At 45.9% G+C, this 26,468-nt stretch carries 18 protein-coding genes; 9 read left to right on the forward strand and 9 right to left on the reverse strand.

The window, feature by feature from the left end:
* Window positions 1–21: 21 nt before the first annotated feature.
* The gene (locus tag ACRD7P_RS16535) at window positions 22–3,690 is read right to left on the reverse strand and encodes a T9SS type A sorting domain-containing protein (protein ID WP_430908768.1); all 3,669 of its coding nucleotides are present in this window, start codon (window positions 3,688–3,690) and stop codon (window positions 22–24) included.
* A 200-nt stretch (window positions 3,691–3,890) separates the two neighbouring features.
* On the opposite strand from ACRD7P_RS16535, the gene ACRD7P_RS16540 reads away from it, so the two are divergent.
* Window positions 3,891–4,616, forward strand: a complete 726-nt coding sequence (locus ACRD7P_RS16540; protein WP_430908769.1) for a metallophosphoesterase — start codon at window positions 3,891–3,893, stop codon at window positions 4,614–4,616.
* 61 nt (window positions 4,617–4,677) lie between these two features.
* The gene (locus ACRD7P_RS16545; protein WP_430908770.1) at window positions 4,678–5,673 is read left to right on the forward strand and encodes an acyl-ACP desaturase; all 996 of its coding nucleotides are present in this window, start codon (window positions 4,678–4,680) and stop codon (window positions 5,671–5,673) included.
* A 233-nt stretch (window positions 5,674–5,906) separates the two neighbouring features.
* Here ACRD7P_RS16545 and ACRD7P_RS16550 read toward each other — a convergent pair whose 3' ends face one another.
* The 7 genes from ACRD7P_RS16550 to ACRD7P_RS16580 form a co-directional block, all read right to left on the reverse strand.
* Entirely contained in the window at window positions 5,907–6,464 is a 558-nt protein-coding gene (locus ACRD7P_RS16550) for a hypothetical protein (protein WP_430908771.1), read from the reverse strand.
* Window positions 6,465–6,486: 22 nt separating this feature from the next.
* On the reverse strand, window positions 6,487–7,398 hold the full coding sequence (locus tag ACRD7P_RS16555) for an OmpA family protein (protein WP_430908772.1): 912 nt from the start codon (window positions 7,396–7,398) through the stop codon (window positions 6,487–6,489).
* A gap of 756 nt (window positions 7,399–8,154) precedes the next feature.
* Complete coding sequence (gene amaB / locus ACRD7P_RS16560) at window positions 8,155–9,708, reverse strand: L-piperidine-6-carboxylate dehydrogenase (protein ID WP_430908773.1); 1,554 nt, start codon at window positions 9,706–9,708, stop codon at window positions 8,155–8,157.
* Between the two features lie 59 nt (window positions 9,709–9,767).
* Window positions 9,768–10,193 (reverse strand): nuclear transport factor 2 family protein, encoded by a 426-nt coding sequence (locus ACRD7P_RS16565; RefSeq protein WP_430908774.1) that lies wholly within the window; start codon window positions 10,191–10,193, stop codon window positions 9,768–9,770.
* Between the two features lie 25 nt (window positions 10,194–10,218).
* A complete protein-coding gene (locus ACRD7P_RS16570; protein ID WP_430908775.1) occupies window positions 10,219–10,581 on the reverse strand; it encodes a DUF1304 domain-containing protein in 363 nt (120 codons plus the stop codon).
* A 5-nt stretch (window positions 10,582–10,586) separates the two neighbouring features.
* Window positions 10,587–11,123, reverse strand: coding sequence for a 3-hydroxyanthranilate 3,4-dioxygenase (locus ACRD7P_RS16575; protein ID WP_430908776.1), 537 nt, complete (start codon window positions 11,121–11,123; stop codon window positions 10,587–10,589).
* A gap of 399 nt (window positions 11,124–11,522) precedes the next feature.
* Window positions 11,523–12,008, reverse strand: coding sequence for a CAP domain-containing protein (locus tag ACRD7P_RS16580; protein WP_430908777.1), 486 nt, complete (start codon window positions 12,006–12,008; stop codon window positions 11,523–11,525).
* A gap of 347 nt (window positions 12,009–12,355) precedes the next feature.
* Here ACRD7P_RS16580 and ACRD7P_RS16585 point away from each other — a divergent pair, with 347 nt between their 5' ends.
* Both ACRD7P_RS16585 and ACRD7P_RS16590 read left to right on the forward strand, forming a co-directional pair.
* Window positions 12,356–17,881: an alpha-2-macroglobulin family protein gene (locus ACRD7P_RS16585; RefSeq protein ID WP_430908778.1), complete on the forward strand. Its 5,526-nt coding sequence runs from the start codon at window positions 12,356–12,358 to the stop codon at window positions 17,879–17,881.
* A 102-nt stretch (window positions 17,882–17,983) separates the two neighbouring features.
* Window positions 17,984–18,769 (forward strand): DUF1963 domain-containing protein, encoded by a 786-nt coding sequence (locus ACRD7P_RS16590; protein WP_430908779.1) that lies wholly within the window; start codon window positions 17,984–17,986, stop codon window positions 18,767–18,769.
* A gap of 323 nt (window positions 18,770–19,092) precedes the next feature.
* Here the strand turns inward: ACRD7P_RS16590 and ACRD7P_RS16595 are convergent, their stop codons facing one another.
* Complete coding sequence (locus ACRD7P_RS16595; RefSeq protein ID WP_430908780.1) at window positions 19,093–19,605, reverse strand: CvpA family protein; 513 nt, start codon at window positions 19,603–19,605, stop codon at window positions 19,093–19,095.
* A gap of 69 nt (window positions 19,606–19,674) precedes the next feature.
* Between ACRD7P_RS16595 and ACRD7P_RS16600 the strand changes: the two genes are divergently transcribed.
* From ACRD7P_RS16600 to ACRD7P_RS16620, 5 genes are all read left to right on the forward strand, one after another.
* Entirely contained in the window at window positions 19,675–20,031 is a 357-nt protein-coding gene (locus ACRD7P_RS16600) for a hypothetical protein (RefSeq protein WP_430908781.1), read from the forward strand.
* Window positions 20,032–20,072: 41 nt separating this feature from the next.
* Window positions 20,073–20,381, forward strand: a complete 309-nt coding sequence (locus ACRD7P_RS16605; RefSeq protein ID WP_430908788.1) for an antibiotic biosynthesis monooxygenase family protein — start codon at window positions 20,073–20,075, stop codon at window positions 20,379–20,381.
* A 1-nt stretch (window position 20,382) separates the two neighbouring features.
* Window positions 20,383–22,785, forward strand: a complete 2,403-nt coding sequence (gene pbpC / locus ACRD7P_RS16610) for a penicillin-binding protein 1C (protein ID WP_430908782.1) — start codon at window positions 20,383–20,385, stop codon at window positions 22,783–22,785.
* Window positions 22,786–22,869: 84 nt separating this feature from the next.
* The gene (gene glpK / locus ACRD7P_RS16615; RefSeq protein ID WP_430908784.1) at window positions 22,870–24,351 is read left to right on the forward strand and encodes a glycerol kinase GlpK; all 1,482 of its coding nucleotides are present in this window, start codon (window positions 22,870–22,872) and stop codon (window positions 24,349–24,351) included.
* A gap of 56 nt (window positions 24,352–24,407) precedes the next feature.
* On the forward strand, window positions 24,408–26,078 hold the full coding sequence (locus tag ACRD7P_RS16620) for a glycerol-3-phosphate dehydrogenase/oxidase (RefSeq protein ID WP_430908786.1): 1,671 nt from the start codon (window positions 24,408–24,410) through the stop codon (window positions 26,076–26,078).
* Window positions 26,079–26,468 lie beyond the last annotated feature (390 nt).

Consider the following 26,468-nt stretch of genomic DNA (forward strand, 5'->3'; position numbering starts at 1 on the left):
AAAATAGATTTTAAAAAGGAGTTACTTTTTAACAATGCTGAAATTCTTATTGGTTGTCTTACCCGTAATCTTAACGATATAAATTCCTGCTGGAGAAGAGGAAGCATTCCAAGAAAATGGTTGTGCGGCGTCAAGATCTTTCATTTCGAAAATCATTTGTCCAATCATGTTATAAACCCTTGCCGTAACCTTGGTATCGACATTGTTTTTCAAAGAGAAGAAAAACTCGGAAGAAGAAGGGTTGGGCCATACCGCAGAGACCATGTTGCCATTGACTTCTGCGAGGTTTTGATCTTCCAGGGCTGTATCCGCTATCCTTGAGGAAGGATTTGCTTCTTGAAAAGAGACTTCTTGAGCCTTACCAAAAATTTGAAATACTTGGTCTTCCGATTCTTTGCCGAAGACAACGGATTGTGGAGTCCAATCAATCGCTCCGGTTCCAAAAAGATCTGCTGCATCTTTGAAGGTTCCTTCCGCTCCGGCAACCGTAGATTGGGTATTCCAGAACCATTGGTCTCCTCCATTGAAAGGTAGATTGGTATAAACGGATAGCCAATAGGATCCGCTTTCCAACGCTACTTCTTCGGGTAGGTCCAACATTAAGTTATAGTTGTTCGGGTCTGAGGTAGGGGTGATCGATCCACTGTTGTAAACTTCTTCTCCCGGAACCCCGTTGTTGTTTTGGTATACAATAACCGTAGCATCGGTAATTCCTGGTGAGCCATTTGCGCCACCGTTGGCGATGATACTTTTGATCGTCCAGGTATTTCCTTCCGGAACTGTAAAATCATCGGCAGATTGGGCAATACCTCCAAAATCTAAGAAGTTTTGAGATGGGCTACTGCTAACTACAGGTCCATTTTGTTCGTATAGTGCCGGTTCGACAACATTAATGGTGAAACCTTCCGCCACTTCCTCCCGGCCTTGTTTTGCCGTAAGTTCGATAACACTTGTTCCTTCCGTATCCGGTTTTATGCCGATCAGTATTTTGTTTCTTTTAATGGTAAGGAAATCCACCACTTCGGGGTTGAGAACCCGGTACGTGATTTTTGGTTTCTTTCCTTTCGAACTTACGAAGAGATCTTTTGTGTTTATCTCAATAGGGTCGCTATTTACCGCTAAGGTAACATCGGGTAGCAAGCGCGCCACGCTCAAGGTAGGTTCCGGCCTTGGCCTAACATAAAAGTTGGCGCTGAACACCCCGTTTCCATGGATCGCGGCCCCTACAAAACCATCGGCCCTTGTCTTGACCTGCGCAACTACCCCGTTTCCGATTCTAAAGGGTTCCTTGAACCAATAGGTGTTTTTTCCTTGCAATCGGGAAGTGAAGTAAAGACCGGTACTGGTCCCTACAAAATAACCATCATTTTTACCGTTCATGGCAAACCACCTCACTGATGGCCCGTTTCCGGAGCCATCGCGATTCTCTTCAAGGTTACCACTGATATCCCGCCAGCTCTCTCCACCGTCCCTTGTTAAGAAGACGCTTGGAATTCCATAGTTGGAAAATACGATAAACACACGATCGGGATTTTTTGGATCTACATAGACATTATTGATGTTTCCTTCCGGAAGTCCTTTTCCCGTAGAGATATCGATTACTTTTTGGCCATCAATATTGGCTTTGTCCATTCGGAAAACTTTTCCGGTCTCAGTTGCGTAATACAATCGGTTCGCTATCGGGAATTTAGAAACGTCCAATGCAGTGATAAAGGAGCCATCCGGAGTAGCGGCTTGCGTAATTTCCGTCCAATTGACATCGGTAGCACTGGGGATTCCTAAGGGAATGCCGTCCAAATCATTGTTTCTCCATAAACGATCTCCAGCCGGCATATACATAATGTTGTCGTTCACGGGATCTAAAAGGAAAGGGGCTACAAAATCAAAATTCGTTCCACCGGCGGGTTGTACCCCGGCAAAACTTACAAACTCCCCGTTTTCATCAAGGTTGATTCTAAAAACATTTCCAAATTGGGAAGAAACGTATCGGGTACGTCCGCCATCTGCAATGGCATTGTATGATCCGTCTCCACCAAAGTCCTCGATCCATGGTTCGTTCAGACTCTTCGAATTTGTAAACCATGTTCCATTATCCTGAAAACCTGCTAAAAGATCATCGCTATTTCCTTCGGGATCAAAGGAGAAGGCATAAGGTTGGGTGGTTACGTAGTTGTTGTTAAGAGAGGTCCAGGCAACAAAGTTGTCGGTATCGCTAATATTTTCCGTAAGCTGAACACCACCGTCGTTCGATGAAATTGCACGATCGGGGTTCGAAGGTAAAAAAACCAGATTGTGTTGATCAGGATGGTGGTTGGGATATAATGCAAAACTATCGCTTAAGTTGGTATATCCGCCGATCCAACCCTCAAAACCGGTCGGAGTGGTGAAGCCCGTTGTTGAGCGATATAGGTTGGTACCACCCAGAAAAACCAAATCGGGCTTGGTAGGGTGTACCCTAATAATCATATTGTAAGCCCCCTGTAGGTTCAGATTGCCTGCCCTGCCCCCAATGGCAATAGGAAGGTTGGCACTGAGGTCGACCCATCGTTCCTCCGAAGTTTCGGCGTCGGCTTGATACCTCCATAAAAAGGCTTCTGTATTGCCAGAGGCATCAAAAGAAAAGAAAAAGATTCGATTTTCATCGGACGGGTCATGCGCCATGACGGTCCTACCATAGGCTGGAACGATATTTTCGGGCGTTATGGCGGTCCAATCGTCACCATTGTCAGAAACAAAGAACCCTGCGTTTTCGGGTCCACGTACGATATCAACGGTAGCATAAATTTTTCCTTCCGGCGTAATCATTACCTCCGTTTGACTATCCCTGGTACTGGGAAGAACCAGATCAAAGTCCCTTCCACCATTTTGAGATCGAAATAGACCTTCAAAAGTAGCGGCGTAAACATCTCCGTTCTTAGGATCTACAGCAATGCTGTTTATAATATCCAAAGAAGTAATGGCCGTCAAGTCATTATCATTGGAGTTGCGAAGACGGAACCAAGTTCTACCGTTGTTCACCGATTTGTAAATTCCGGTTCCGGTATAAAAGGCTCCACCGGCACTTGCCGAGTTTCCGTATCGCTCGCCGGAGGCATAATACCATATCCGATGCTTTCCGGGTCGCGGATCTTGAACAATGGAAGTAATGCTGGGCGACTGAAAAGGAAGTGTAACTTTCTTCCAACTTTGCCCCAAATCGGTGGAACGCCATAGTCCGCCGGAAACACCTCCGGCAAAAACGGTATTTTCGTCCATTCTGTCGATTGCCAGCGCTCTAGTTCGCCCTCCGACATTGCCCGGCCCTCTGTTCTTCCAGTATTCGAATCTACTTTTGGAAGACATTTCGCTGGACTTTTTCGATGCCTCCGTAGCCAAACTACGCTCTTTGATATTATCCGAAAATTTGGATTCCAATAAACGAATGTCCGTAGGTATTTGCTTTGTATAAGGGTTTTGAAGCATTCTACGTTCATAAGCGATACGGTCCAATGCCCTATCGCCCTGTCGTGGAGGCCGAACTCCGGTGGCCCCGGTCTTACTGTCATAAATTTTAGATTGTTTGTAGAGGGCGTGGCCTTTTTGAGGCGCGTCGTCCTGTGTAGTTTTTAAATCTTGCGAATAGGAACTGATTGCAAAACAGCAAAACAGCCCAAGCACAAGGCGAACCTTGTTGGGTAATCTTGTTTTCATACGGTGAGTCTTTAAAATTATTTAGTCGGTGCGGAATGTATAAAAAATATTGGAGTTTATTGGAATTTTTGAAGCAATATCGTTAAAACGTTGGCCGGGTCGTGAAATTAATGGGAAAACGGTTTGGCATTGATATGAAATGAGCATCTCCATTGTTATTCCGGTATCTTTGCAGCTTTTGAAACCATAAACGTGCAGGCATGAGAACACTAGTAATCGGAGATATCCACAGCGGTCTTAAGGCCCTGGAGCAGCTTTTGGACCGGGCCAATGTAGTTGTCGGGGATAAACTTATTTTCCTGGGGGATTATGTGGATGGATGGAGCGATGCCGTAGAAACCGTCGATTTTCTTTTGGCACTCCGGAAAACGCACCACTGTATCTTGATCCGGGGCAACCATGACGAACTTTATAACGATTGGTTGAAGTCGGAAAAAGACAATCCCGTATGGCGCCAACATGGGGGCGAAGCTACCATACGGTCTTATCAAAACAGTGGTTCGGGAACTCGGGAAAGACACATGGCCTTCTATGAAACCTTGGAGAATTATCATATCGATGAAAAAAACCGCCTTTTTTTACACGCAGGCTTTACCAATTTAAAGGGCGTCGGTTTTGAGTATTTTCCCAAAACCTTCTATTGGGACAGAACCCTTTGGGAACTTGCCCTTTCGCTAAATCCAAAATTGGGAAAGGACGATCCTTGGTATCCTAAACGGTTGACGCACTACCAAGAAATTTTCATCGGCCATACCCCGGTTACACGAATTGGTAAAACGGTGCCGCAGCGTGCCGCAAACGTATGGAACGTGGATACTGGCGCTGCGTTCAAGGGCCCCCTTTCCATTATGGATGTCGATACCAAAGAAGTTTGGCAGAGCGATCCCGTTCACGAGCTGTACCCCAAAGAACGGGGTAGAAATTGAAAAAGTCGGCATTTCCGAACGATTACGGATTTTTATTGACGAACTTTGCAAAAAACGGAACATGGCAACGAAAAATATACGATTGGAAGTTATGCGGGCTATAGAACCACGGGTAACCGGTTTTATGAACGATTTTTTGATTCCGGTCGAGGACATTTGGCAACCGACCGATTTTCTGCCCGATTCCCAAAGCGACGGCTTTTTGGAAGAAGTAAAGGAACTTCGGGGCGAATCGCAAGAATTGGGATACGATTTTTGGGTTACCATGGTCGCCGACACCATTACCGAAGAGGCACTACCTACCTACGAATCTTGGTTGATGGACGTAGAGGGGATCGATCAGCATGCCGAAAATAAAAACGGATGGTCTAAGTGGGTTCGTGCTTGGACGGCAGAAGAGAACAGACATGGCGATGTGTTGAACAAATACCTCTATTTATCGGGCCGCGTCAACATGAGGGAAATCGAGATGACCACACAACATTTGATCTCCGATGGTTTTGATATCGGTACCGATCGTGACCCGTATAAGAACTTTGTATATACCAGCTTTCAGGAACTGGCCACCAATATTTCCCATAAGCGGGTCGGTCAAATGGCAAAGAAAAAAGGAAATGCCCTGTTGGGTAAAATGTGTACCATTATCGCAGGTGATGAAATGCGGCATCACTTGGCGTATCGGGAATTCGTAAAAACGATTTTTGGAGAAGACCCTAGCGGCATGATGTTGGCCTTTGCCGATATGATGAAGAAAAAGATTGTGATGCCGGCCCATTTTTTAAGGGAATCGGGAGGAAGTGCGGGCACCGCTTTTGAAAATTTTTCGAACTGCGCACAGCGTTTGGGTGTCTATACCGCTATGGATTATATCGATATTTTGAAAAAGTTGAATGCCTATTGGCAACTCGATGCCGTTCGGGCGTTGAACGATGAGGCCCAAAAAGCACGGGATTATCTGCTCAAACTTCCCGAACGTTTGGAACGTATCGCCACTCGAATGCAGTTTCCGGAGGATACCTATCGTTTCAAGTGGGTAGAGGCCAATGGAATGCTATAGGTCTATAATACCAATTGTTAGTTAGAATGCCTCCCCTTGACTAGCAATTGGTAGCATTACATTTGTGAATAGTAAATAACCTCGGGCAGGTCCACGAGACATTAGAACGAAAATTAACATTGATTTCGACGCAAGCGTCGGAGCATTTTAAATCTCGATTATCGAGTAAAACTAAAAACCCGACACCTTGATTGGCGCCGGGTTTTTCAATGGGGGAACTTGGTTTTGTACGTTTACAGTTTTCCGTGGTCGTGCTCATCCTGCCATTTGGCGAGTTCGGTCCACTTTCCTTCGTAGCACATTTTTGCTTGCATGGGCCATGATGCGGGATCATGAATGCGGTATCGCTCTCCACCGCCGTCCAGTACCTCTTGGCATTTGGCCACAGAAGTTTCCGATAGGGCCTTCCAGGTCTTTATTCCTGCATTTTGGAACATTTCGGAAATTTTGGGCCCAATTCCTTCCACGACTTTTAAGTCGTCTTGATTGATTTTCTTGCCCATGGCCAATTTGGCGGCCTCGGCATCAAAGGGAAGGTCTTTTTCAACGATCGGTGCAACCGCCGCTACCGTAGCCGCTGCAGCTGCCGCACTGGCTGCTGTTAGTTTACCGTTACAGGCATCCAGATCGGCCTGTAATTTTGCGTTCTTGTCCTTTAAGAGGTTTAAATCCGCCGAATTATCGATGGTCGTGTGGCTTCCTTTACCAATTAGATATCCTAATATTCCAGAGATGATCCCTACAAGGGCAGGCACCAACCAGCACCATATATTTAAATTTTCAAAATTCATTTTGCTTTCGTTTTATAAGTGGTTATTTCATTAATGTTACTACGGTCCTTCTGTTTTTTGCTTTCCCCTCGTCGGTGGTATTGGATGCGACAGGAGCATCCGGACCTTTGCTTGTGGCAACAATTTTTGCATCGGCAATTCCGTTTTGGGAAAGGTATGCCTTGGCAAAATCGGCGCGGCCTTGCCCCAATGCGATATTGCTGGCCCTTCTACCGGTGTTATCGGTATGCCCCACCACTTGCGCTTTTGCGGAAGGGACCTTGTCAAGATACCTGGAAATATCGGCCACCTTTTGGCGTTGTTCCGGTGTAAGGTTGATTGATGCTTCCCCTGTTTCGAAATACAGCACCAAGGGATTCGCCACAATTTTATCGAACAATGCGTTCAATTCTTCTTCCGCGTCTACCGCGGTCTCGGTTATCCCATATGCAACAGGGCCAAGGTAGGTGTCCTCTTTGGGCACCATATCGTCCATAAGGGCACCCATGGTATTGATCTGGGTGGACGGAATACCGTTTTTGACCAAATGATTTTTAACTGCGTTCGCACGGGCCAGCCCCAGATTTGGAAAGGCCGAGGTATTGGTTTCATCCGCTTTATAATAGCCGGTAACGTTCATTACCTTGTTCGCGTTTTCGGACAAAAAGCCTTTAAGGCTTGTTATCCCATCGGATACCTTTTGGGACAATGGCATTAAAATAGTGGATGACGACACCTTAAAGTTATAATTGTCGTTTACGTTGTAAGCGTAGTCCCCATCGCGAAAGGCGAATGGATAAGAGCTTGCTTCGGGAGCGGCCGGAACGATCTCTTCCGTTACAGGTTCCTCCGCTACCATCTGGGTTCCGCAGGAACTGCAGAGCTTCAGATAAAGAAAGATACCTGCCAGGATGGTGATGAGAATTCCAAGCAAATAAGTGGTTGTTCTTGTCATTGTTAATATGTATTTAGTGTTCTTATTAGCAATGTATTAAAAAAATAATAAAAATGTTAAAAATTCGATAGTTATGTTGTTTCCGGAAACCTTGTTAAGTTATCAATAAATTCTTACAAAACGAACGATGGTGCAAGGATAAGTTCCATTTGTACAGGATAACAGGTCGTTTATACGATCAGGGTTCGAACCAGCTGCCGTTTGTACGACCTTTGTAAAACATAAGATAAAGGACCCTTTTGCTCCCGACCAAGTTCCGGCATTGCAAGAGGGTCTTCCTTTTTTTGTGACGGCCCCTCGAGTTAATTATATGGTTTAATGGCATTGTAATTAAAGGAAATTGTTTCTACACATGATCTTGACCATTTATACAGGAAAAATGACCAACCATACATTATGGACGTAAAAAATCTCCCATACAATTATTTTTGTCAAACGAAAAAGAAACAGAACAAGGATTAAAATTTTCAAACCGATTGCAACAGACTTTTAATCAGAGGATCGGGAGTTTAGACAAGGTAAAATGCAAGAAAGAGTTTAATATAAATATATCATGATTACGCTCCATAGTAGGCATGGGAAAGCTACTTGAAGAGCGGTTCTATTCGAGTTAATTTAGTTGGTTAATCCCGCTATTTTTGAACCATCCGATCGGGGGAACGGGGAGGTAAAAAGATGGCGGGTTATTTTATTGTGGCCATAAGCAGCGTAAAAAAGGATTTAAGGATAGCGTTGTTCGCCTCTTTTTTACGGGTGCTACAGATCAAATTTAATGCCCTGTGCCAAAGGTAGTTCGGTAGTGTAGTTAATGGTATTGGTTTGACGGCGCATGTAAATTTTCCAAGCGTCCGACCCGCTTTCCCGTCCGCCGCCGGTTTCTTTTTCACCACCAAAAGCACCACCGATTTCGGCGCCCGATGTTCCGATGTTTACATTGGCGATACCACAGTCGCTTCCCGCTACCGAAAGAAAACGTTCCGCTTCCCTTAGGTTATTGGTCATAATGGCCGAGGAAAGCCCTTGAACCACACCGTTCTGTATCGCGATTGCATTTTCTACGGAACCACTATATTTCAATAGGTATAACACCGGGGCAAAAGTTTCGTGCTGAACGATTTGAAAGCTGTTTTGGGCCGCTGCAATGGCCGGTTTTACATAACAGCCGCTTTCATACCCCGGGCCGTCCAAAACACCACCTTCTACAAGCAGCGTACCGCCTGCTGCCACAACTTCTTCCAAGGCATTTTGATATCCCTTTACGGCCCCAACATCGATCAGGGGCCCCACATGGTTATTTTCATCCAGAGGGTTGCCGATACGCAGTTGCCCATAGGAGGCTACCATGGCTTCTTTCACTTGATCATAGACCGATTCGTGAACGATCAATCTACGGGTAGAGGTACATCGTTGCCCCGCTGTGCCCACAGCACCGAATACCGCACCGATTACGGTCATTTTAATATCGGCATCGGGAGTAACGATAATGGCATTGTTGCCACCAAGCTCCAAAAGCGATTTGCCCAGTCGGGCCGCGACGGCCTGCGCAACAATTTTGCCCATACGAATGGAACCGGTTGCCGATACCAATGGAATACGGACATCATGGGACATGAATTCCCCCACTTGGTGGTCCCCATTGATCAGACACGAAATGCCTTCGGGCAGACCGTTGGCCTTAAATACCTCGGCCGCTATTCGCTGGCATGCAATACCGCACAAAGGCGTTTTTTCGGAAGGTTTCCAAACACATACGTCCCCACATATCCACGCCAAGGCCGTATTCCATGCCCATACGGCCACCGGAAAATTAAAGGCAGAGATGATGCCTACGATGCCCAACGAATGGTATTGCTCGTACATACGATGCCCGGGCCTTTCGGAATGCATGGTCAGCCCATGGAGTTGTCGGGAGAGGCCCACTGCAAAATCGCAGATATCGATCATTTCCTGAACCTCGCCCAAACCCTCTTGATAGCTTTTTCCCATTTCGTAGGAAACCAGTTTGCCCAAGGGTTCTTTCAGTTCCCGTAAACGCTCCCCGAACTGGCGAACGACTTCCCCTCGCTGTGGCGCCGGGGAGGTGCGCCATTGTAAGAAAGCGCTGGAGGCGGCGGTCATCACACGTTCATAGTCTTCTTTTGAAGTGGTGCTTACATTGGCGATCAGCTTACCGTCTACGGGCGAGTATGATGCGATTACCTTGCCATTGGCAAAATTCTCGATACCCGTTGAAGTTCCAAGGTTCGTTTCCTGGATTCCAAGGGCGGTCAAAGCGGTATCAATTCCAAACTGTGAGGCGATATCTGACATTTTATAACTTTTTAAGTGTGTATTGTTATATTTTTACAAATCTACAAATAATCGAGGGTTTACATTTCCTTTTTTATCACCGTAATCTTGATAATTTTTTCGCCCTTCACTTCAAAAATAAGGACCAGTTCAAGGATTTGATCACTTCCATTGCGACCGCTAATGGCTTCGTGGTCGATGACCCTATTTCCAAAAACGGTTCGGGTAAGGATTTTGGAATGTAATGTTGGCGAGGCATCAAAAAGGGCACGGTAAAACGCACGACAAGCTTTTGCACCCTCCATGGTCTTTTGGCCCGTAGAAAAATCGTAGAAAACGATATTTGGGTCGATTACCGACATAAAACCGGTAATATCGCGCTTGTTATAAAACTCCAATTGTTTTTGGACAACTTCTTGAGGGGGCATTTCTTGGGCGTAGACAAGGTTGTGGGAAAGGCAAATAACAATGAAAAACAATAATAAGGGGCGAAACCATTTTTTCATAAGGTCTATGCTTAGCTCTTAAAGCTCAGAAAAAGAGTAAGAGCCCTATGGTAATCAACGCCGGCAACGCCTGTACAAAAAAAATCTTTCGCGCTACCGATAACGCGCCGTATATACCGGCCACTGCAACGCAGCCCAAAAAGAAGAGTGCGATATTCTTATACCAAACCGGATTTTCGATAAAGTAAGTCCAAATAAGTCCCGCCGCCAGAAATCCGTTGTAAAGTCCCTGGTTGGCGGCCATGGCCTTTGTGGGTTCGAACATGTCCTTGGGAAGTGATCGAAATATTTTTGGTCCCCTAACGGTCCAAGAGAACATCTCGAACCATAAAAAGTAAATATGTAGGAGTGCAACGAATCCGATTCCGATAAGGATAGCAATTTTCATAGTTTCTATGTTGAGGTGAATCGAGGGTCCGTATCCATGACCGTGCCACAACGGTCACATGTTCTTAACGCTTCCGAACCGTAAAAGGCTTTAAAATGGCCCAAAAAGTCCTTTTCGATATCTTTTAATTTAAAATACACCTCATAAAGGGTGTTATTACAGTTGTCACAGAACCAAAGCAGGCCGTCATCGGCTTCCATATCCGCTCTTTTTCGTTCGATTACCAAGCCGATACTACCCTCGTGCCGTACGGGCGAGTGCGGCACTTTTGCAGGGTGAAGGTACATGTCCCCAGGCCCTAGGGCCATGGTCTTTTTTGCTCCGTTTTCCTGAATATGGACTTCAATAGTTCCCTCCAATTGATAAAAGAGTTCTTCCGTTTCGTTATAATGATAATCTTTTCGGGCGTTGGGCCCCGCAACGATCATTACAATATAATCACCTGCCTCCTTATAAAGGTTTTTGTTTCCTACCGGAGGTTTTAGGGTATCACGGTTTTCTTCGATCCACTGAAGCAGATTAAAAGGAGCTTGTATGGCCATATACTAATTTTAGAGCAACAAGATGAACGGGGTACGTTCTTCAATGGGCGGTTAAGATAGCGAACGCACATCGATTAAATCAAAAATAAGAAAAGAAAACGGCTTATGACACTCTTATGCTGTTACCGACGGTATTAAACCATTTTAACTTTGAAATAGCACTAATAAATCGTTTCTTTTTCAGCTGCTCTTCGTTAAAAAATAGAACCGTAGCTAAGGCTATGCTTAGATCCCCGGTCAAGCCGGGGACAGGCTTTTTGCCTCGAACAACTAAAAAATAATTCAATTTCTATACGCGCGATTTCAAAGTTAAAAAGGTATTACACCTTAAAAACTGTTCTTTTTCGCATAAACAAAAAATCCCTGTTTTTAATCTGTATAGTAATATTGGAAATAATATTAGCGATAGAATAGTTGGGTGAAGTAGTAGTTTCCGGAAACATCTTCTTTAACGCTCACTGCCGTATGCGTAAATTCCCCTTCCATCGTTTTTTTGTGGTTGCTACTCTTCAACCATCCCTCAAAAGCCTCTCTTGCGGTAAAATAGTCCTTCGCAACATTTTCACTTACCGCTTCGGCGCTTGCCTCGGTAGAAATGTTGGAAGCCCTGGCACTAAAGTTATCATGACTCAGATTTCCCTTGGCAATCATGTAGTCGGTATGTTGGTCCGCATACTTTTTGGCAGTGTCGCTATACTCCAAGGTTTCGTATCCCAGCGAGGAACGGTGTTCGTTCACCACGTTCAACAGTTCTTGTTCTACGGCAACTACATTTCTTGCTTCTGGAACAATGCTTCCCTCTTCTTCGGCGGTACTGGTTTTGGTACAGGATGCCACCAACGATACGAAGCATGCCAAAAGGGCATATCGTAAATTCATTTTCATACAATGTTCTAAATTGCAAGCAGGTGTCCTAGCGGTAGGTGTAAGAGTAATGGGGGTTCTCGTGTGTTCTCTGTTGAACTGGGGCAAATCAACGATGTAATGTTAGCCAAAATAGTCCACTTCTGGTCGAAAAATTTCTTTTTTTCGATGAACTGCACATCCAAAAGAAACTCTTGTACGTAGAAAGTGACTTGATCTATAGTAGAACCACTTTCCTCGTTAAGGAAATACTAAAGAGTAACACAAAATCGTTGTAGTTTTTAACAAGCTTCCCGGGGCGGTAATTTCACGGAATTATGGGATAGTTTTTGACTACCTCCCTGTTACTTTTGAACTAAATTTTTGATATGACCGCCAAACCACTTTTTCGCCTCACCTTACTTGCATTTTTATTTTTTGGTTGCCAGGATAAAACGGAAACCATTGGAGAGCAGCTCGACAATCTCAATAAATACAAGGAGTACGTAAGCCAAGTGTCCCATGGTATCATTTCCGCGCAGAGTGATGTACGGGTGGTACTTACCGAACCGGTGGCCAATTGGAATGCGGGACAGGAGCTCGACGGTGATTTTATGAGCACCTCCCCAAAGGTAAAAGGCAAGGTGGTCGCCTTGGATAACAGAACCATCTCGTTCAAACCTGAAAAAGGCTTTGATCAAAATACGGAATACGAGTTTACGGTAGCGCTGGAGGAATTTATAGCCGATATGCCAGGCGAACTGCAAACGCTTTCTTTCAAGGTACAGACCATCAAACAGGAATTCAACATTTACACCGACGCCCTTCAGTCGTATTCCAAACAGTATCAATACGTTAACGGTCAGGTGAAAACGGCCGATATGCTTCCCTTGGAAACGGCAAAAAAATTGATCAAGGCAAGACGTAACGGAAAAGAGGTAAAACTCCAGTTTGATGGGGCCGTTCAATTGGGCAATCAATTTACGTTCAAAATAGACAGTATTCAGCGTTTCGAAGAGGATTCCCAACTGGAGCTGGAATGGGACGGTACTTCTTTCGATATCGATAACAAAGGAAAAAATAGTATTCTTATCCCGGGAAAAAATAATTTTACCGTTTTGAGTACCACGGTAGAAACGACCGATCGCCCCGTGGTGCTGGTCAACTTTTCCGATCCGGTAAAAAAAGGCCAGAATTTTAAGGGATTGATCGTACTGCAAGGCGACGACTCGCCCAAGTATAAAGTATTGGGAAATACCCTTAGGGTGTACCCCTCAAAAGAACTCCTTGGTACGGTCAATCTGGAAGTTTTTGAGGGCGTGCAGCGTACCGATGGAGTGAAGTTGCGAAATAAGTATACCGAACGTATTGCCTTTGAACAATTGAAGCCACAAGTACGTTTGTTATCGAACGGTACCATACTGCCCTCATCGAGCAACTTAAAGATCAATTTTGAAACGGTCAATCTAAAATCGGTACGTGTGGCGGTATACCGCATTTACGAAAACAACGTGCTACAATTTTTACAGGCCAACAATTTGGGCGGGAATGGCAATTTAATGGCCGTGGCACGGCCCATTGCCAAAACACGCATAAAGCTCCAAAACAACTTGTCCAATACCGTTAGCAAGTGGTCCGCCAGTGCGTTGGACCTAAAAGCGTTGATTACTCCGGAACCCGGCGCCATTTACAGGGTCGAATTCGAATTTGGGCCCAGCGATAGCGCCTACGGTTGTAGTTCGACCAATTTTGAAGTCGAGGAGGAAGAAAACGAAACCGATTTTGATGAGGAAGAAGAGGACAGCGCTTGGGACGGTGTTGAAGGCTATTACTACAACGATTACTATTATGATTACGATTGGAACGAGCGTGAGAACCCTTGTGACAAATCCTATTATTACGATAAAAAGATAGGAACCAACGTATTGGCCTCTGATCTCGGGGTAACCGTAAAGCGGGGCATCAACAAAAGCTACTTCGTCGCCGTGACCGACTTGCTGAATACCAACCCGATCGCAGGCGCAAAGGTGACCTTTTACAATTTTCAGCAACAGGAAATGGCGACCCTGGTTACCGATGTGGACGGTACTACCATGTACGACGCCGACAAATTGGCTTTTTTCGCCGTGGTATCCAGCAACGGACAAAAAACCTATGTGAAGCTTAATGATGGTAATGCGTTGTCGGTCAGTAAATTTCGGGTCTCCGGTGTACAACTTAAAAAAGGCCTGAAAGGGTTCATTTTTGCCGAGCGCGGTGTTTGGCGACCGGGAGACCAAATTTTTCTATCGTTCATGCTAAACGATAAGGCCAACGATATTCCGGAAGACCATCCGGTAAAATTAGAATTGATGGACCCTTACAACAAGGTGGTGGTACGGGAAATCAGGACTGGAAGTGTCTCCAATTTTTACCAATTTAATATAAAGACCGATGAAAATGCGCCCACCGGAAACTGGTTGGCCAAAGTATCCGTTGGAGGGGCCACGTTTACAAAATCGATCAAAATAGAGACCATTAAGCCAAACCGCTTAAAGATAAAAACCGACTTTGACGCGGAAGTCTTGAACGGGGCGGCCCCTATTGCCGGTACCATGGAAGTAAAATGGTTGCACGGCGCCATCGCCAAAAATTTGAAGGCCGATGTCACGGCCAAGTTCAACACCACCCAAACGGAGTTCAAATCCTTTCCCGGATATGTGTTCGACGATCCGACCCGCAATTTTTCTTCAGAAGATCAGGTGGTTTTTGATGGTAGGGTCGATGAAGAAGGAAAGACCACTTTTAAAATGACACCACAGTTGAGCAGCGAGTCCCCGGGAATGTTAAAGGCGGCCTTTATAACCAAAGTATATGAAAACGGGGGCGATTTTAGTACCGATGTGTTCACAAAATCCTATTCCCCCTACGACACCTATGTAGGGCTAAACGTGCCAAAAGGCGATAAGGCAAGAGGCATGTTGCTGACCGATACGCCCCATACCTTTGAAGTGGTTACGGTCGATGAAAAAGGGAAGGCCAAATCGGTGAAAAACCTCAAAGTTTCCGTTCACAAAGTAGAATGGCGCTGGTGGTGGGACACCTCCAATAACAATTTGTCCAACTACAGCAGTAGCAGCTACCATCGTGAAGTTTTCAATAAAACCATACAGACCGATCATTCGGGAAAGGCCACCTTTAAATTTGAATTGAAGTATCCGGAATGGGGCCGTTATCTCGTGCGAGTAGCCGACCCCAATGGGGGGCATGCTACGGGCAAAGCGGTTTACATTGATTGGCCCGGATGGGCGGGAAAATCACGAAAGGCAGATCCGGAGGCAGCTACCATGCTCGTTTTTTCGTCCGACAAGGAAGCGTATAATGTTGGGGAGACGGCAACCATCACTTTTCCAAGTTCAGCGGGCTCACGTGCATTGGTTACCGTTGAAAACGGTACCGAAGTATTGGAATCGCTATGGGTGGCTACCAAAAAGGATGAAACCAAGTTTGAATTGCCCATCGATGCCCTGTACACGCCAAATGTCTTTATCCATATTTCGTTGCTGCAACCGCACGCCAGTTCCTTAAACGACAACCCTATCCGGCTGTACGGTGTAATGCCGATTTCGGTAGAAAATCCTGATACGCGGCTGACACCGGTGTTAAACATGCCGGAAGTCTTGCGACCGGAAGAGACGATTACCGTTAAGGTGAGCGAAAAGAATAAAAAAGGCATGACCTATAGTATCGCCCTTGTGGATGAGGGTCTGCTGGACCTTACCCGTTTTAAAACCCCGAACCCTTGGGATACCTTTTATGCACATGAGGCGTTGGGCGTAAAAACCTGGGATATCTACGATGATGTTATCGGGGCATTCGGGGGCCGTATCGATCAAGTTTTTGCAGTTGGAGGCGATGGAGCGCTGGCCGGGGCAAAAAATAAAAAGGCGAACCGTTTTGAACCTATGGTAGTACACTTAGGGCCTTTTAACCTTAAAAAAGGGGAAACAAAGTCGCATAAGATCGACATTCCAAAGTATGTGGGATCGGTACGGGCGATGATCGTAGCGGGGAATGCCGACAAAGAGGCGTACGGAATCGCGGAAAAAACCGTTCCAGTGCGAAAACCGTTGATGATTTTGGCATCTTTACCACGAAAGATAACCCCGGGCGAAAAAGTTACCTTACCGGTCACCGTTTTTGCCATGGAGAAAAAGGTAAAGAAGGTTACCTTAAAATTGAAACCACACCCTTCCTTTAAAATTGCTGGAGCAGCTACGCAATCCCTGACTTTTAAACAGCCAGACGAGCAGATGGCCTATTTTGAACTGGAGGTAGCCGACTTTAAGGGTATCGGAAAGGTCATCGTGGAAGCCTCCGGAAACGGTGAAAAAGCTTCTTTTGAAATTCCGATAGATGTGGTGAATCCCAACCCGGTAACTACGGAACTACAGGAAATAGTACTTGATGCGAACGAGAAGAAGACCCTCGCTTTGGAGACCTTTGGAATTGCGGGGAGCAACGGGGCACAAGTGGAGTTTTCTACACTGCCCCCAATGAATTTTAACGGCCGCATGCAGTATCTGATACGCTATCCGCACGGATGTGTGGAACAAACCACTTCCGGGGCGTTCCCGCAATTGTATTTGACCTCGATCTTTGATCTGGACGGAAATCGAAAAAGGAGGATACAAGAAAATATCGATCGTGCCATCATACGATTGGGACGTTTTCAAAATGCTTCGGGCGGATTCTCCTATTGGCCCGGACAAGGGAATTCGAACGACTGGGGAACCAGTTATGCCGGCCATTTTTTATTGGAGGCGGAAAAGAAAGGCTATGTGTTGCCCATCGGTTTTAAATCGAGTTGGGTAAAATACCAACAGCAGACCGCAAAGCAGTGGCGTTCGGACAGCAACCGTACCGATCTGGCACAGGCATATCGTTTGTATACCCTGGCATTGTCAGGGAATGCCGATGTTGCCAGTATGAACCGTATGCGGGAAACGAGCGGACTTACCAATGCCGCAAAATTTCGTTTGGCGGCCGCTTACGCCCTTATCGGTCAAGAAAAAGTATCCCGCGAAATTTTAGCGAAAACGACCTACGATTTTGAAAACGATCGTTACCATTACTATTCCTACGGTTCACCGGACCGAAATAGGGCCATGGCTTTAGAGACCTATGTGCTCTTAAAGGATAAACCAAAAACGCAGGACCTGGCCAAGACCATTGCCGGGCGCCTATCCGAACGTACTTATATGAGTACACAAAGTACGGCCTATAGTTTGTTGGCGATGGCCAAATTTGCCGAAATGGTCGGAGGTAAGGGTGTTAAGGCCACGGTGACCTTGAACGGTAAATCGGAAAAAGTGGACACGGGCAAGAGCTTGGCCGAACGTATTTTAAAGGTCAAAAAAGGAACCAACGAGATCGTATTGCAGAACCTGGAGGGCAATACACTCTTTGTAAACATCGTCAATTCCGGTATTTTATCTGTAGGATCCGAGAAGGCAGTGCAACGAAACCTATCCGCTCAGGTGCGCTACAAAAGTCGTGACGGAGGAACATTGAATGTTGATCAGCTCACTCAGGGGACGGACTTTGTTGCCGAGGTCGTTTTGACGAATACCACCGCCAAAGCCATTAAAGATGTGGCCCTGTCGGAGATTTTCCCCAGCGGTTGGGAAATTGTAAATACACGATTTACCGATTTTGGCGATTTTGCCGAAAATCAGGTCGAACATACCGATATTCGTGATGACCGTTCCAATTTTTACTTCGATATGAAAAAGAACGAATCAAAAACCTTTCGGGTGTTATTGAACGCTTCCTATCTGGGACGGTATTATCTGCCCGGAATACAGGCAGAGGCCATGTACGACAACGATTATTCGGTACGTACGGAAGGCAAATGGGTAACCGTAATACAATAAATAAGCGGTTTCGGTATGGATATTATCCGTTCACCGGAACGTTACTGGGCCCTTGTGAACAACCGATATGTTTTTAAAACAGCAGAAAAAAGGTAATCGAACATGAAAAAATCACTTCCGGTCGAAACCGGTATGTTACATTTGGCAGCCACCTCCTACGAGGAACTACAGCAGCTGCTGGAGCGTACGTATGCCATTTTTGAAGCACATAAAAAGAAGGCCTACCTACCTGTTACGGAGGCTATAAAAATGGAATTTTCCTCGATTTCCAAAATAGGGGGCATTCCCTATCTAAGAAACGAAAACGATTGGCCGGTATGTCCCAATTGTCAACGCAACATGGATCTTTTGGTACAGTTGAACCTTGCAGATCTACCGGAAAGGCAAGCGGACGGCTTGGTACAATTGTTTTATTGCACGGCAAAGGAAACCGATTGCTCCAGTATCTTGGAAGGGTATCTACCTTTTTCCAAAGCCTCAGTAGTACGGAAGATTTCCGTCACCGGACCATCGGCAAAAGTACGTCCGAATCTCACCGAGGTTTTTCAAGAGAAACGGATTGTCGGATGGCAGTCCTGTTTTGATTATCCGCATCGTGAGGAGTATGACATTTTGGGTATTGAAGTACCACATGATGGTGTATTCGATTACCTATATGAGCAAAAGATCGGCAGCCCGATCCGGAAGGATAAACTTTTTGGATGGCCCTATTGGGTTCAAGGTGCGGAATATCCTCAAAACCCGGAGACGGGTTCCCAAATGCAATTTTTGTTTCAATTGGCGTCCTTTGACCATTTGAACTATCGTTTTGGCGATGACGGTACGGGTCATATTACCCATGGTGCCGACAATACCGGGCAATTGGCTTTTGGATGGGCCGGCCATTGATAAAAGGTGTCCGATAAAGAAGCAAAAGTGAACTTCCAACGGTTTACTGCTACTTTAAAATCATATTGAAAAGGAATTTCATTCTTTTCCTGTAAACCTATGCATCTTATACCAGTTTAACTTTGAAATCGCGCGTATAGAAATTGAATTATTTTTTAGTTATTCGAGGCAAAAAGCCTGTCCCCGGCTTGACCGGGGATCTAAGCATAGCCTTAGCTACGGTTCTATTTTTTAACGACGAACAGCTGAAAAAGAAACGATTTATTAGTGCTATTTCAAAGTTAAACTGGTATAAGTATACCTCTTTAAGCTTTGAAATGGAATTAGATGCCTAGTGGTTCGGTTTCCGATCGGTCTTCTTGCAATACTTTTGAAAACACGAACGCCCCAATGTCCTTAATCGGGGTATACAGTACCGATCGGTCCCTTGTTTCTTGATCGATAAACCCCACAGTGTTGTTCATTCGGTCGAAAAATACGAGCAGGGCTCCCAGAATGACGGCAACTTTCAACATTCCAAAAAGGCCGCCGGCAATTTTATTCAAAAGGCCGAGCATTGCAAAATCCGCAATTTTTGTCAACAACTTTCCGGCGATATGAACCACGGTCACGATGATGATGAACGTAATGATAAAAGCCGCCAGGTTAATATAGTTTTCGTTCCATTGCATGTTTTTGTGAAGGTAGTTTCCTGCGATGTACGAAAAATGGATGGCGCCGAAAATACCTGCTATCAGTGCGATCAGCGAAGCGATTTCAACAAAAAGGCCATTTTTTAACCCCTTCCAGAGTCCCCAAATAAGGAGTAGTCCCAATACAATATCCAAGAAAGCCATACCAAAACGTTTACACAAATGTAGCATTTTGATTCGTACCTTTGAATCGCTGAAAAGCGGCAACCGAATATGGCAAGAGACGAAAAATTAAAAGAACGATGGGAGATGCTGGTCAAGAAGCTTTCCGATCAATTCAGTGATGGCGATGCCCTTGAACTCGATAGTATCATTTATTTGGTCGGAATTCAGGAATTGGGGCAGTACCATCGCAAGTACAAAAAAGACCAAAAACTCGATCTCATGCATATTGCCATCTGCCGTTTGTTGGAACCCTACGGATACTATGCATTTGATTTTTTTGATGAAGAAGGGTGGCCACACTATACCGTAAAAGAGGAGCTTCCGCCCTTAAAGGCCGGGGAACAATCGATTTTAATGAAAGAGGCGATAGTTGGGTATTTTTTGGAGAAAGAATATATCGTGTAAAAAGCTTCCCGGAAACTTTGGTAAAGACAACCGTTACAATGATGGACCGAACCGAACCATACTATGCCGTAATTTTCACCTCTGGCCGAACCGAAGGGGACAAGGGCTATGCCGACATGGCACGTTCCATGGAACGCTTGGCAAAGGAACAACCTGGGTTTTTAGGGATGGAAAGCGCTCGCGAAACCATCGGGATTACCGTCAGCTATTGGGAAAGTATGCAAGCCATTGCGCACTGGAAACAGCAGACGGACCATTTGTTGGCGCAAAAAAAGGGTATAGCGGATTGGTACAGTTGGTACAAAGTACGGGTATGCTTGGTGGAACGTTCGTATGCCTTTGAAAAATAAGATGCAATACAAAACATCGGACAAAGGCTCTCCCAATGGGAAGGATCGATCCGGTCCGTTGGACCGGGGGAAGCGTTTTTTTCAAAAGCACCCTAAAAAACTACTGTTCCTTTTTTTGCTGTTAGCGGTGTACCATCAAAGCCTTCCAAAAGTGTTGTTCGATGCCCCTACCGCAACAGTGGTGCAAAGTAGTACCGGAACATTATTAGGGGCCAAGATCGCGGACGATGGCCAATGGCGTTTTCCGGAAGTGGATAGCGTCCCCCAAAAGTTCAAAACCTGTTTGTTGGCCTTCGAAGATGCTTATTTTTATCGGCATCCCGGCTTTAATCCGGTCGCTATGGTAAAAGCCTTGGGGGCAAATGTTTCCGCGGGCAAAACCGTGCGTGGTGGAAGCACCATTACCCAACAGCTGATCCGACTGTCCCGCAGTGGAAGGTCGCGATCTTATTGGGAAAAGGCAATTGAACTGGTATTGGCCACCCGTTTGGAATTTCGACAGTCAAAAAGGGAAATCTTGCGTCTGTATGCCAGCCATGCCCCTTATGGGGGGAATGTAGTTGGCCTTGATGTGGCGGCATGGCGGTATTTTGGACTTCGGCCACACCAACTTTCTTGGGCGGAATCGGCTACCTTGGCCGTACTGCCCAATGCGCCCAGCCTTATTTATCCCGGTAAAAATCAACAACTCCTTTTGAAAAAGCGAAATCGGTTGCTGAAAAAACTATGGCAGGGCAATACCATCGATTCTACCACCTATGAACTGGCCAAGTTGGAACCACTTCCCCAAAAACCCTATCCACTGCCTACCATGGCAAAGCACTTGGTACAGTATACCGATAAGAAATATAAGGGACAACGGATCACAACTACCCTGAACGAGACCTTACAACTACAAACCAACACCATTGTTGCCAAACATTATGGCCAACTAAAACAAAACCAGGTACACAATGCCGCCGTCTTGGTGATGGAGGTGGACACCCGAAAAGTACTTGCTTACATAGGGAATTCGCCGACCACCAACGACCACCAAAAAGATGTGGATATGGTGCAGGCGAACCGAAGTACCGGAAGTGTTATAAAACCCTTGTTATACGCGGCCATGCTCGACGCCGGGGAGCTGTTGCCCGAAATGTTGGTCCCCGACGTGCCCACCCAAATTGCGGGGTACACCCCGGAAAACTTTGACGATGCCTATAGCGGAGCGGTTACGGCAAAAAAAGCCTTGGCCCGCTCGTTGAATATACCTGCGGTACGCTTGTTACAACGATACGGACTGCAAAAATTTCGGGATCAGTTACACCTTTTTCAATTGAAGGGTATCGATAAAAGTGCCGATCATTATGGGTTGACCTTAATTTTGGGAGGGGCCGAAAGCAACCTTTGGGACCTGTGCAAGACGTATGCAAATCTTGCCGCCACGGTGAACGAATTCAATAGGTCCTCCAGTGAGTATTACAGCAACGCCTTCGTAGATCCGGTCTTGACCCATGGCAAACTACCGGATCAAGGTACTTTGGTGCAAGAAGAAACCCTGTTCGATGCAGGGAGTATCTACCTCACTTTTGAGGCCATGAAGGAAGTCAACCGCCCCGAAGGCAGCGAGTCTTGGGAATTTTACGATAGCAGCAAACAGATTGCGTGGAAAACGGGAACAAGTTTTGGTAATAAGGATGCGTGGGCCATAGGCGTTTCCAAAAAGTATGTAGTAGGCGTTTGGGTCGGCAATGCCGATGGCGAGGGGCGGCCCGAAGTAACCGGAGTTTCCAGTGCGGCCCCGGTGCTGTTCGATGTGTTCGATATACTACCGACCAGTACATGGTTTTCCGAACCCTTGGATGCCTTTACGGATATCGGTGTGTGTACCAAAAGTGGTTACCTGGCCACCGGCGAGTGCCCTACGACCGTCCGAAGGATTCCCAATAAAAAAAATTACGTAAAGGCATGCCCGTACCACCATACTATACAGCTGAACGCGGCACAACAGTTTCGCGTAAACTCCTCCTGTGCCGACCTATCGCAAACCGTTTCCCGATCCTGGTTCGTATTGCCGACCTTAATGGAATACTACTACAAAAGGAGCCATCCGGAGTATCGGGTGCTGCCACCTTTTTTGCAAGGATGTGAACAAAATACGGCGCCGCCCATGGAATTCATATATCCTAAAATGGGGAGCCGTATCGGGCTGGTCAAAAATTTTGAGGGGAAAACCAACGAAGTCATCTTTAAGCTCGCCCATTCCAAACCGGAAACCCAAGTGTATTGGTATTTGAACGACGACTTTATGGGGCAGACCGTTACCTTTCATGAAATGGGTATGGTTCCGCCGCCCGGAAAACACAAAATAACCGTGATAGATGCGCTCGGTAATGAAGTTTTTGTTACGATAACGATAGAGTAACGGCGCTTTTTTGTGAATGCTTCCGAATGCCCTATATTTACGTAAGGCACAGAAAATCACGGTCAAAAAAACAGAAAGAACATTATGGATTATATCATATCGCTCGATCAAGGTACCACGAGTTCAAGGGCATTGCTTGTTGATGCCAAAGGAACTATTCAAGGAATGGTACAAAGGGAATTCAAACAGATTTTTCCAAAGTCGGGATGGGTGGAACATGATGCAAACGAAATTTTGGCCTCACAATTGGGAGTGCTGGACGAATTGATCAAGAAGGAAGGGGTTTCCGCTTCCGATGTTAAGGCGATCGGTATTACCAACCAACGGGAAACAACCGTAGTATGGGACAAGCATACCGGTGAACCGGTTTACAATGCCATTGTTTGGCAAGACAAACGAACGGCCGATATCTGCGAACATTTGACCAATAGTGGTCTCACCGAGCACGTGCGCAAAACTACCGGTTTGGTCATCGACTCCTATTTTGCGGGCACTAAGGTGAAATGGATCCTCGACAATGTGGAAGGTGCACGGGAAAGAGCGGAAAAGGGCGACCTGTTGATGGGAACCATCGATAGCTGGCTCGTGTGGAACATGTCTACCGAGAAAAATCATATCACCGATTATACCAATGCTTCCCGAACGATGATCTATGATATCGTCAACCTGAAATGGGACGATAAAATGCTGACGGCATTGGATATCCCCAAAAGCATGTTGCCCGAGGTAAAGCCTTCGGCATATCATTTTGGCGACTACGCGCTTAACGGCACCGCCATACCCATTGCGGGAATCGCCGGGGACCAGCAAGCGGCCCTATTCGGGCAGGGTTGTTTTAAGGAGGGAACGGCTAAAAACACCTATGGCACCGGATGCTTTATGCTTATGAATACCGGGGAGACCCCACAATTTTCCAAAAATGGACTGTTGACCACCATCGCCTACGGCTTGGACGGGAAAGTGAACTATGCCTTTGAAGGAAGTATTTTTATCGCCGGGGCGGCCATACAATGGTTACGTGACGGTCTGGAACTTATAAAAGATGCCAAGGAAACCGAAGGCTTGGCCGATTCCATCGAAGGGGAGAACCCAGTGTATGTTGTGCCCGCCTTTGCCGGTCTGGGAGCGCCCTATTGGGATATGTATGCCAGAGGGGCCGTATTCGGGCTTACCCGAGATACCGGAAAGGCCCATTTGGCAAAAGCGACCTTGGAGTCCTTGGCCTATCAGACCAAGGATATTCTCAAGGCAATGGAAGACGATTCGGGAATACAGCTCGAAAACCTTCGGGTGGACGGGGGTGCCTGCGCCAATAACCATTTGATGCAATTTCAGGCCGATATCTTGGATACCGAAGTGCATCGACCAGAAGTCATCGAATCTACCGCCATGGGTGCCGCCTTTCTTGCGGGAATTCAGGTAGGACTTTGGACACAAGCGGATATCGACCAAAACCGCCCCATGAACCGGATTTTTAAACCGACGTTCGATCGGGTAAAACGAAAAAGATTGTACGACAAATGGCAGAAAGCCGTGGAGCGTACCAAAGGTTGGGAAGAACAATAAAAATTTGCGCAATATATAAACACAACCCTTGTAACTAGGGTGGAAATGAAAAGGGAATGTCAAAAAATATCAAGTTTTCAAATTTAAATCGAAAAAAAACGGTTGCCAAAATGGCCAAGGAAACCTATGATTTAGTGGTCATTGGTGGTGGAATAACCGGAGGGGGTATCGCCTTGGATGCCGCTTCGCGAGGGCTGAAAGTAGCGCTGGTGGAAAAGGGTGATTTTGCATCGGGTACCAGCAGCAAGTCTACCAAACTTATCCATGGTGGACTGCGTTATTTGAAGCAGTTCGATTTTTGGTTGGTGAAAGAAGTAGGGTCGGAACGCGCGATCGTACATAAGCTGGCACCACACTTGGTATTGCCCGAAAAAATGCTATTGCCATTGATCGAAAACGGGTCTTACGGGAAATGGCTTACTTCCATAGGTCTGAAAGTATATGATATTTTGGCGCAGGTAACCGGAGATGACAAGCGAAAGATGTTGGAGAAAAAGGAGGCCATGAAATTGGAACCCTTGCTTCCAAAAAAAATAGTGAAAGGAGCCGGATACTACGCCGAGTACCGTACCGATGATGCCCGACTGACCATCGAAAATATAAAGACCAGTCTGCAATTTGGTGCACAAGCGCTGAACTATGCGGCAGTGACCGATTTTGTATATGAAGAGGATACCATCGCTGGAGTGGTAGTAAAGGACGGGGTTTCCGGAGAATCGTTAACGATAAAGTCGAACTATGTCGTAAGTGCCGCAGGGCCTTGGGTCGATGAACTCCGTGTGGTGAACAACTCCAAAAAAGGGAAACGCCTGCACTTAACGAAAGGGGTGCATTTGGTTTTCCCATATGAAAAATTGCCCTTAAAGCATTCTACCTATTTTGATGTACCCGATGGCCGTATGATGTTTGCCATTCCAAGAGGGAAAGTGACCTATGTCGGTACTTCGGATACCAACTACAATGATAATAAGGATAAAGTGACCACTGATCTGGCCGATGCGATCTATATCATATCGGCGGTAAACAATATGTTCCCGAAAATTGAATTGGAGCTGGACGACGTCATATCATCTTGGGCCGGACTCCGCCCGTTGATTCACGAAGAAGGGAAGTCGGCCTCCGAATTATCGCGGAAAGATGAAATTTTCACCTCGGAAACCGGTCTGATCAGTATCGCCGGTGGAAAATTGACCGGGTACCGGAAAATGGCGGAACGGATCGTGGACCGCATCGCCAAAAAAATGGAAGAAGTGGGCGGTAAAAAACTAAAGGAGTGTACCACCGATGCCATTCCGCTATGTGGCAATACCGATTTTAAAAAGTTCAAACACGTTACCAAATACATCGACGCAATCTTCGAACGGATAAAAGCCGATGGCTTTACCGAATACGACGCCTGGTTTTTGGTGACCAACTACGGAAAACAGACAGAAACGATTTTGGAGACCTATGCCGCATTAAAAGATGAGGATCCTTATGTACGATTGATCAAGGCCGAACTGCGTTTTGGAATCGATTATGAGATGGTACAGAACCCAATGGACTTCTTTATCAGGAGAACGGGCCGTTTGTATTTCGATATCGATAGTATCCGTAACCATCTGGAGTCGATATTGGAGGAGTTCAAAACCATTTACAAAACCGACGATGCGCAACTGCTCGCCTGGAAAGAAACGCTTCAAAACGAAATGGCCGAACATTCCGATTTTTCCTTGGAACGGGTGTGAAAAGGGGGGAAAGGAGAAAGGACCGCTGCACTTAAAGAAAGTTCAAGCGCAAGTGTCAAGTGCAAGCTCAAAACCATGCTAAGTACTAATTACTTTGCACCAAGTACTTTCAATTGTTCATTGTTTATTACCTAATTGCTCATTGAAAAAAAGACCGCTGCGCTGAAAGAAGAAGGAGGAAGGAGCCTTTCAGCCAATCAAAGAAAAGTATGTCCGGTCGAGCGGAGTCCAGACCTCTGTTCAACTACAAACGCAAAAATCAAATTCAAACACAAGTTCGAACCCATCAACCTCTTTCTACTCATTACTCAATAGTCAATAGTGTCCGGTTAATGTAATAGTAATCTTTGTAAAGACCTTAAAAATATACAAGTTACGGCCGTTCTTTGA

The organism is Maribacter sp. 2-571, from assembly GCF_050589625.1.
Classification (GTDB): Bacteria; Bacteroidota; Bacteroidia; order Flavobacteriales; family Flavobacteriaceae; genus Pelagihabitans.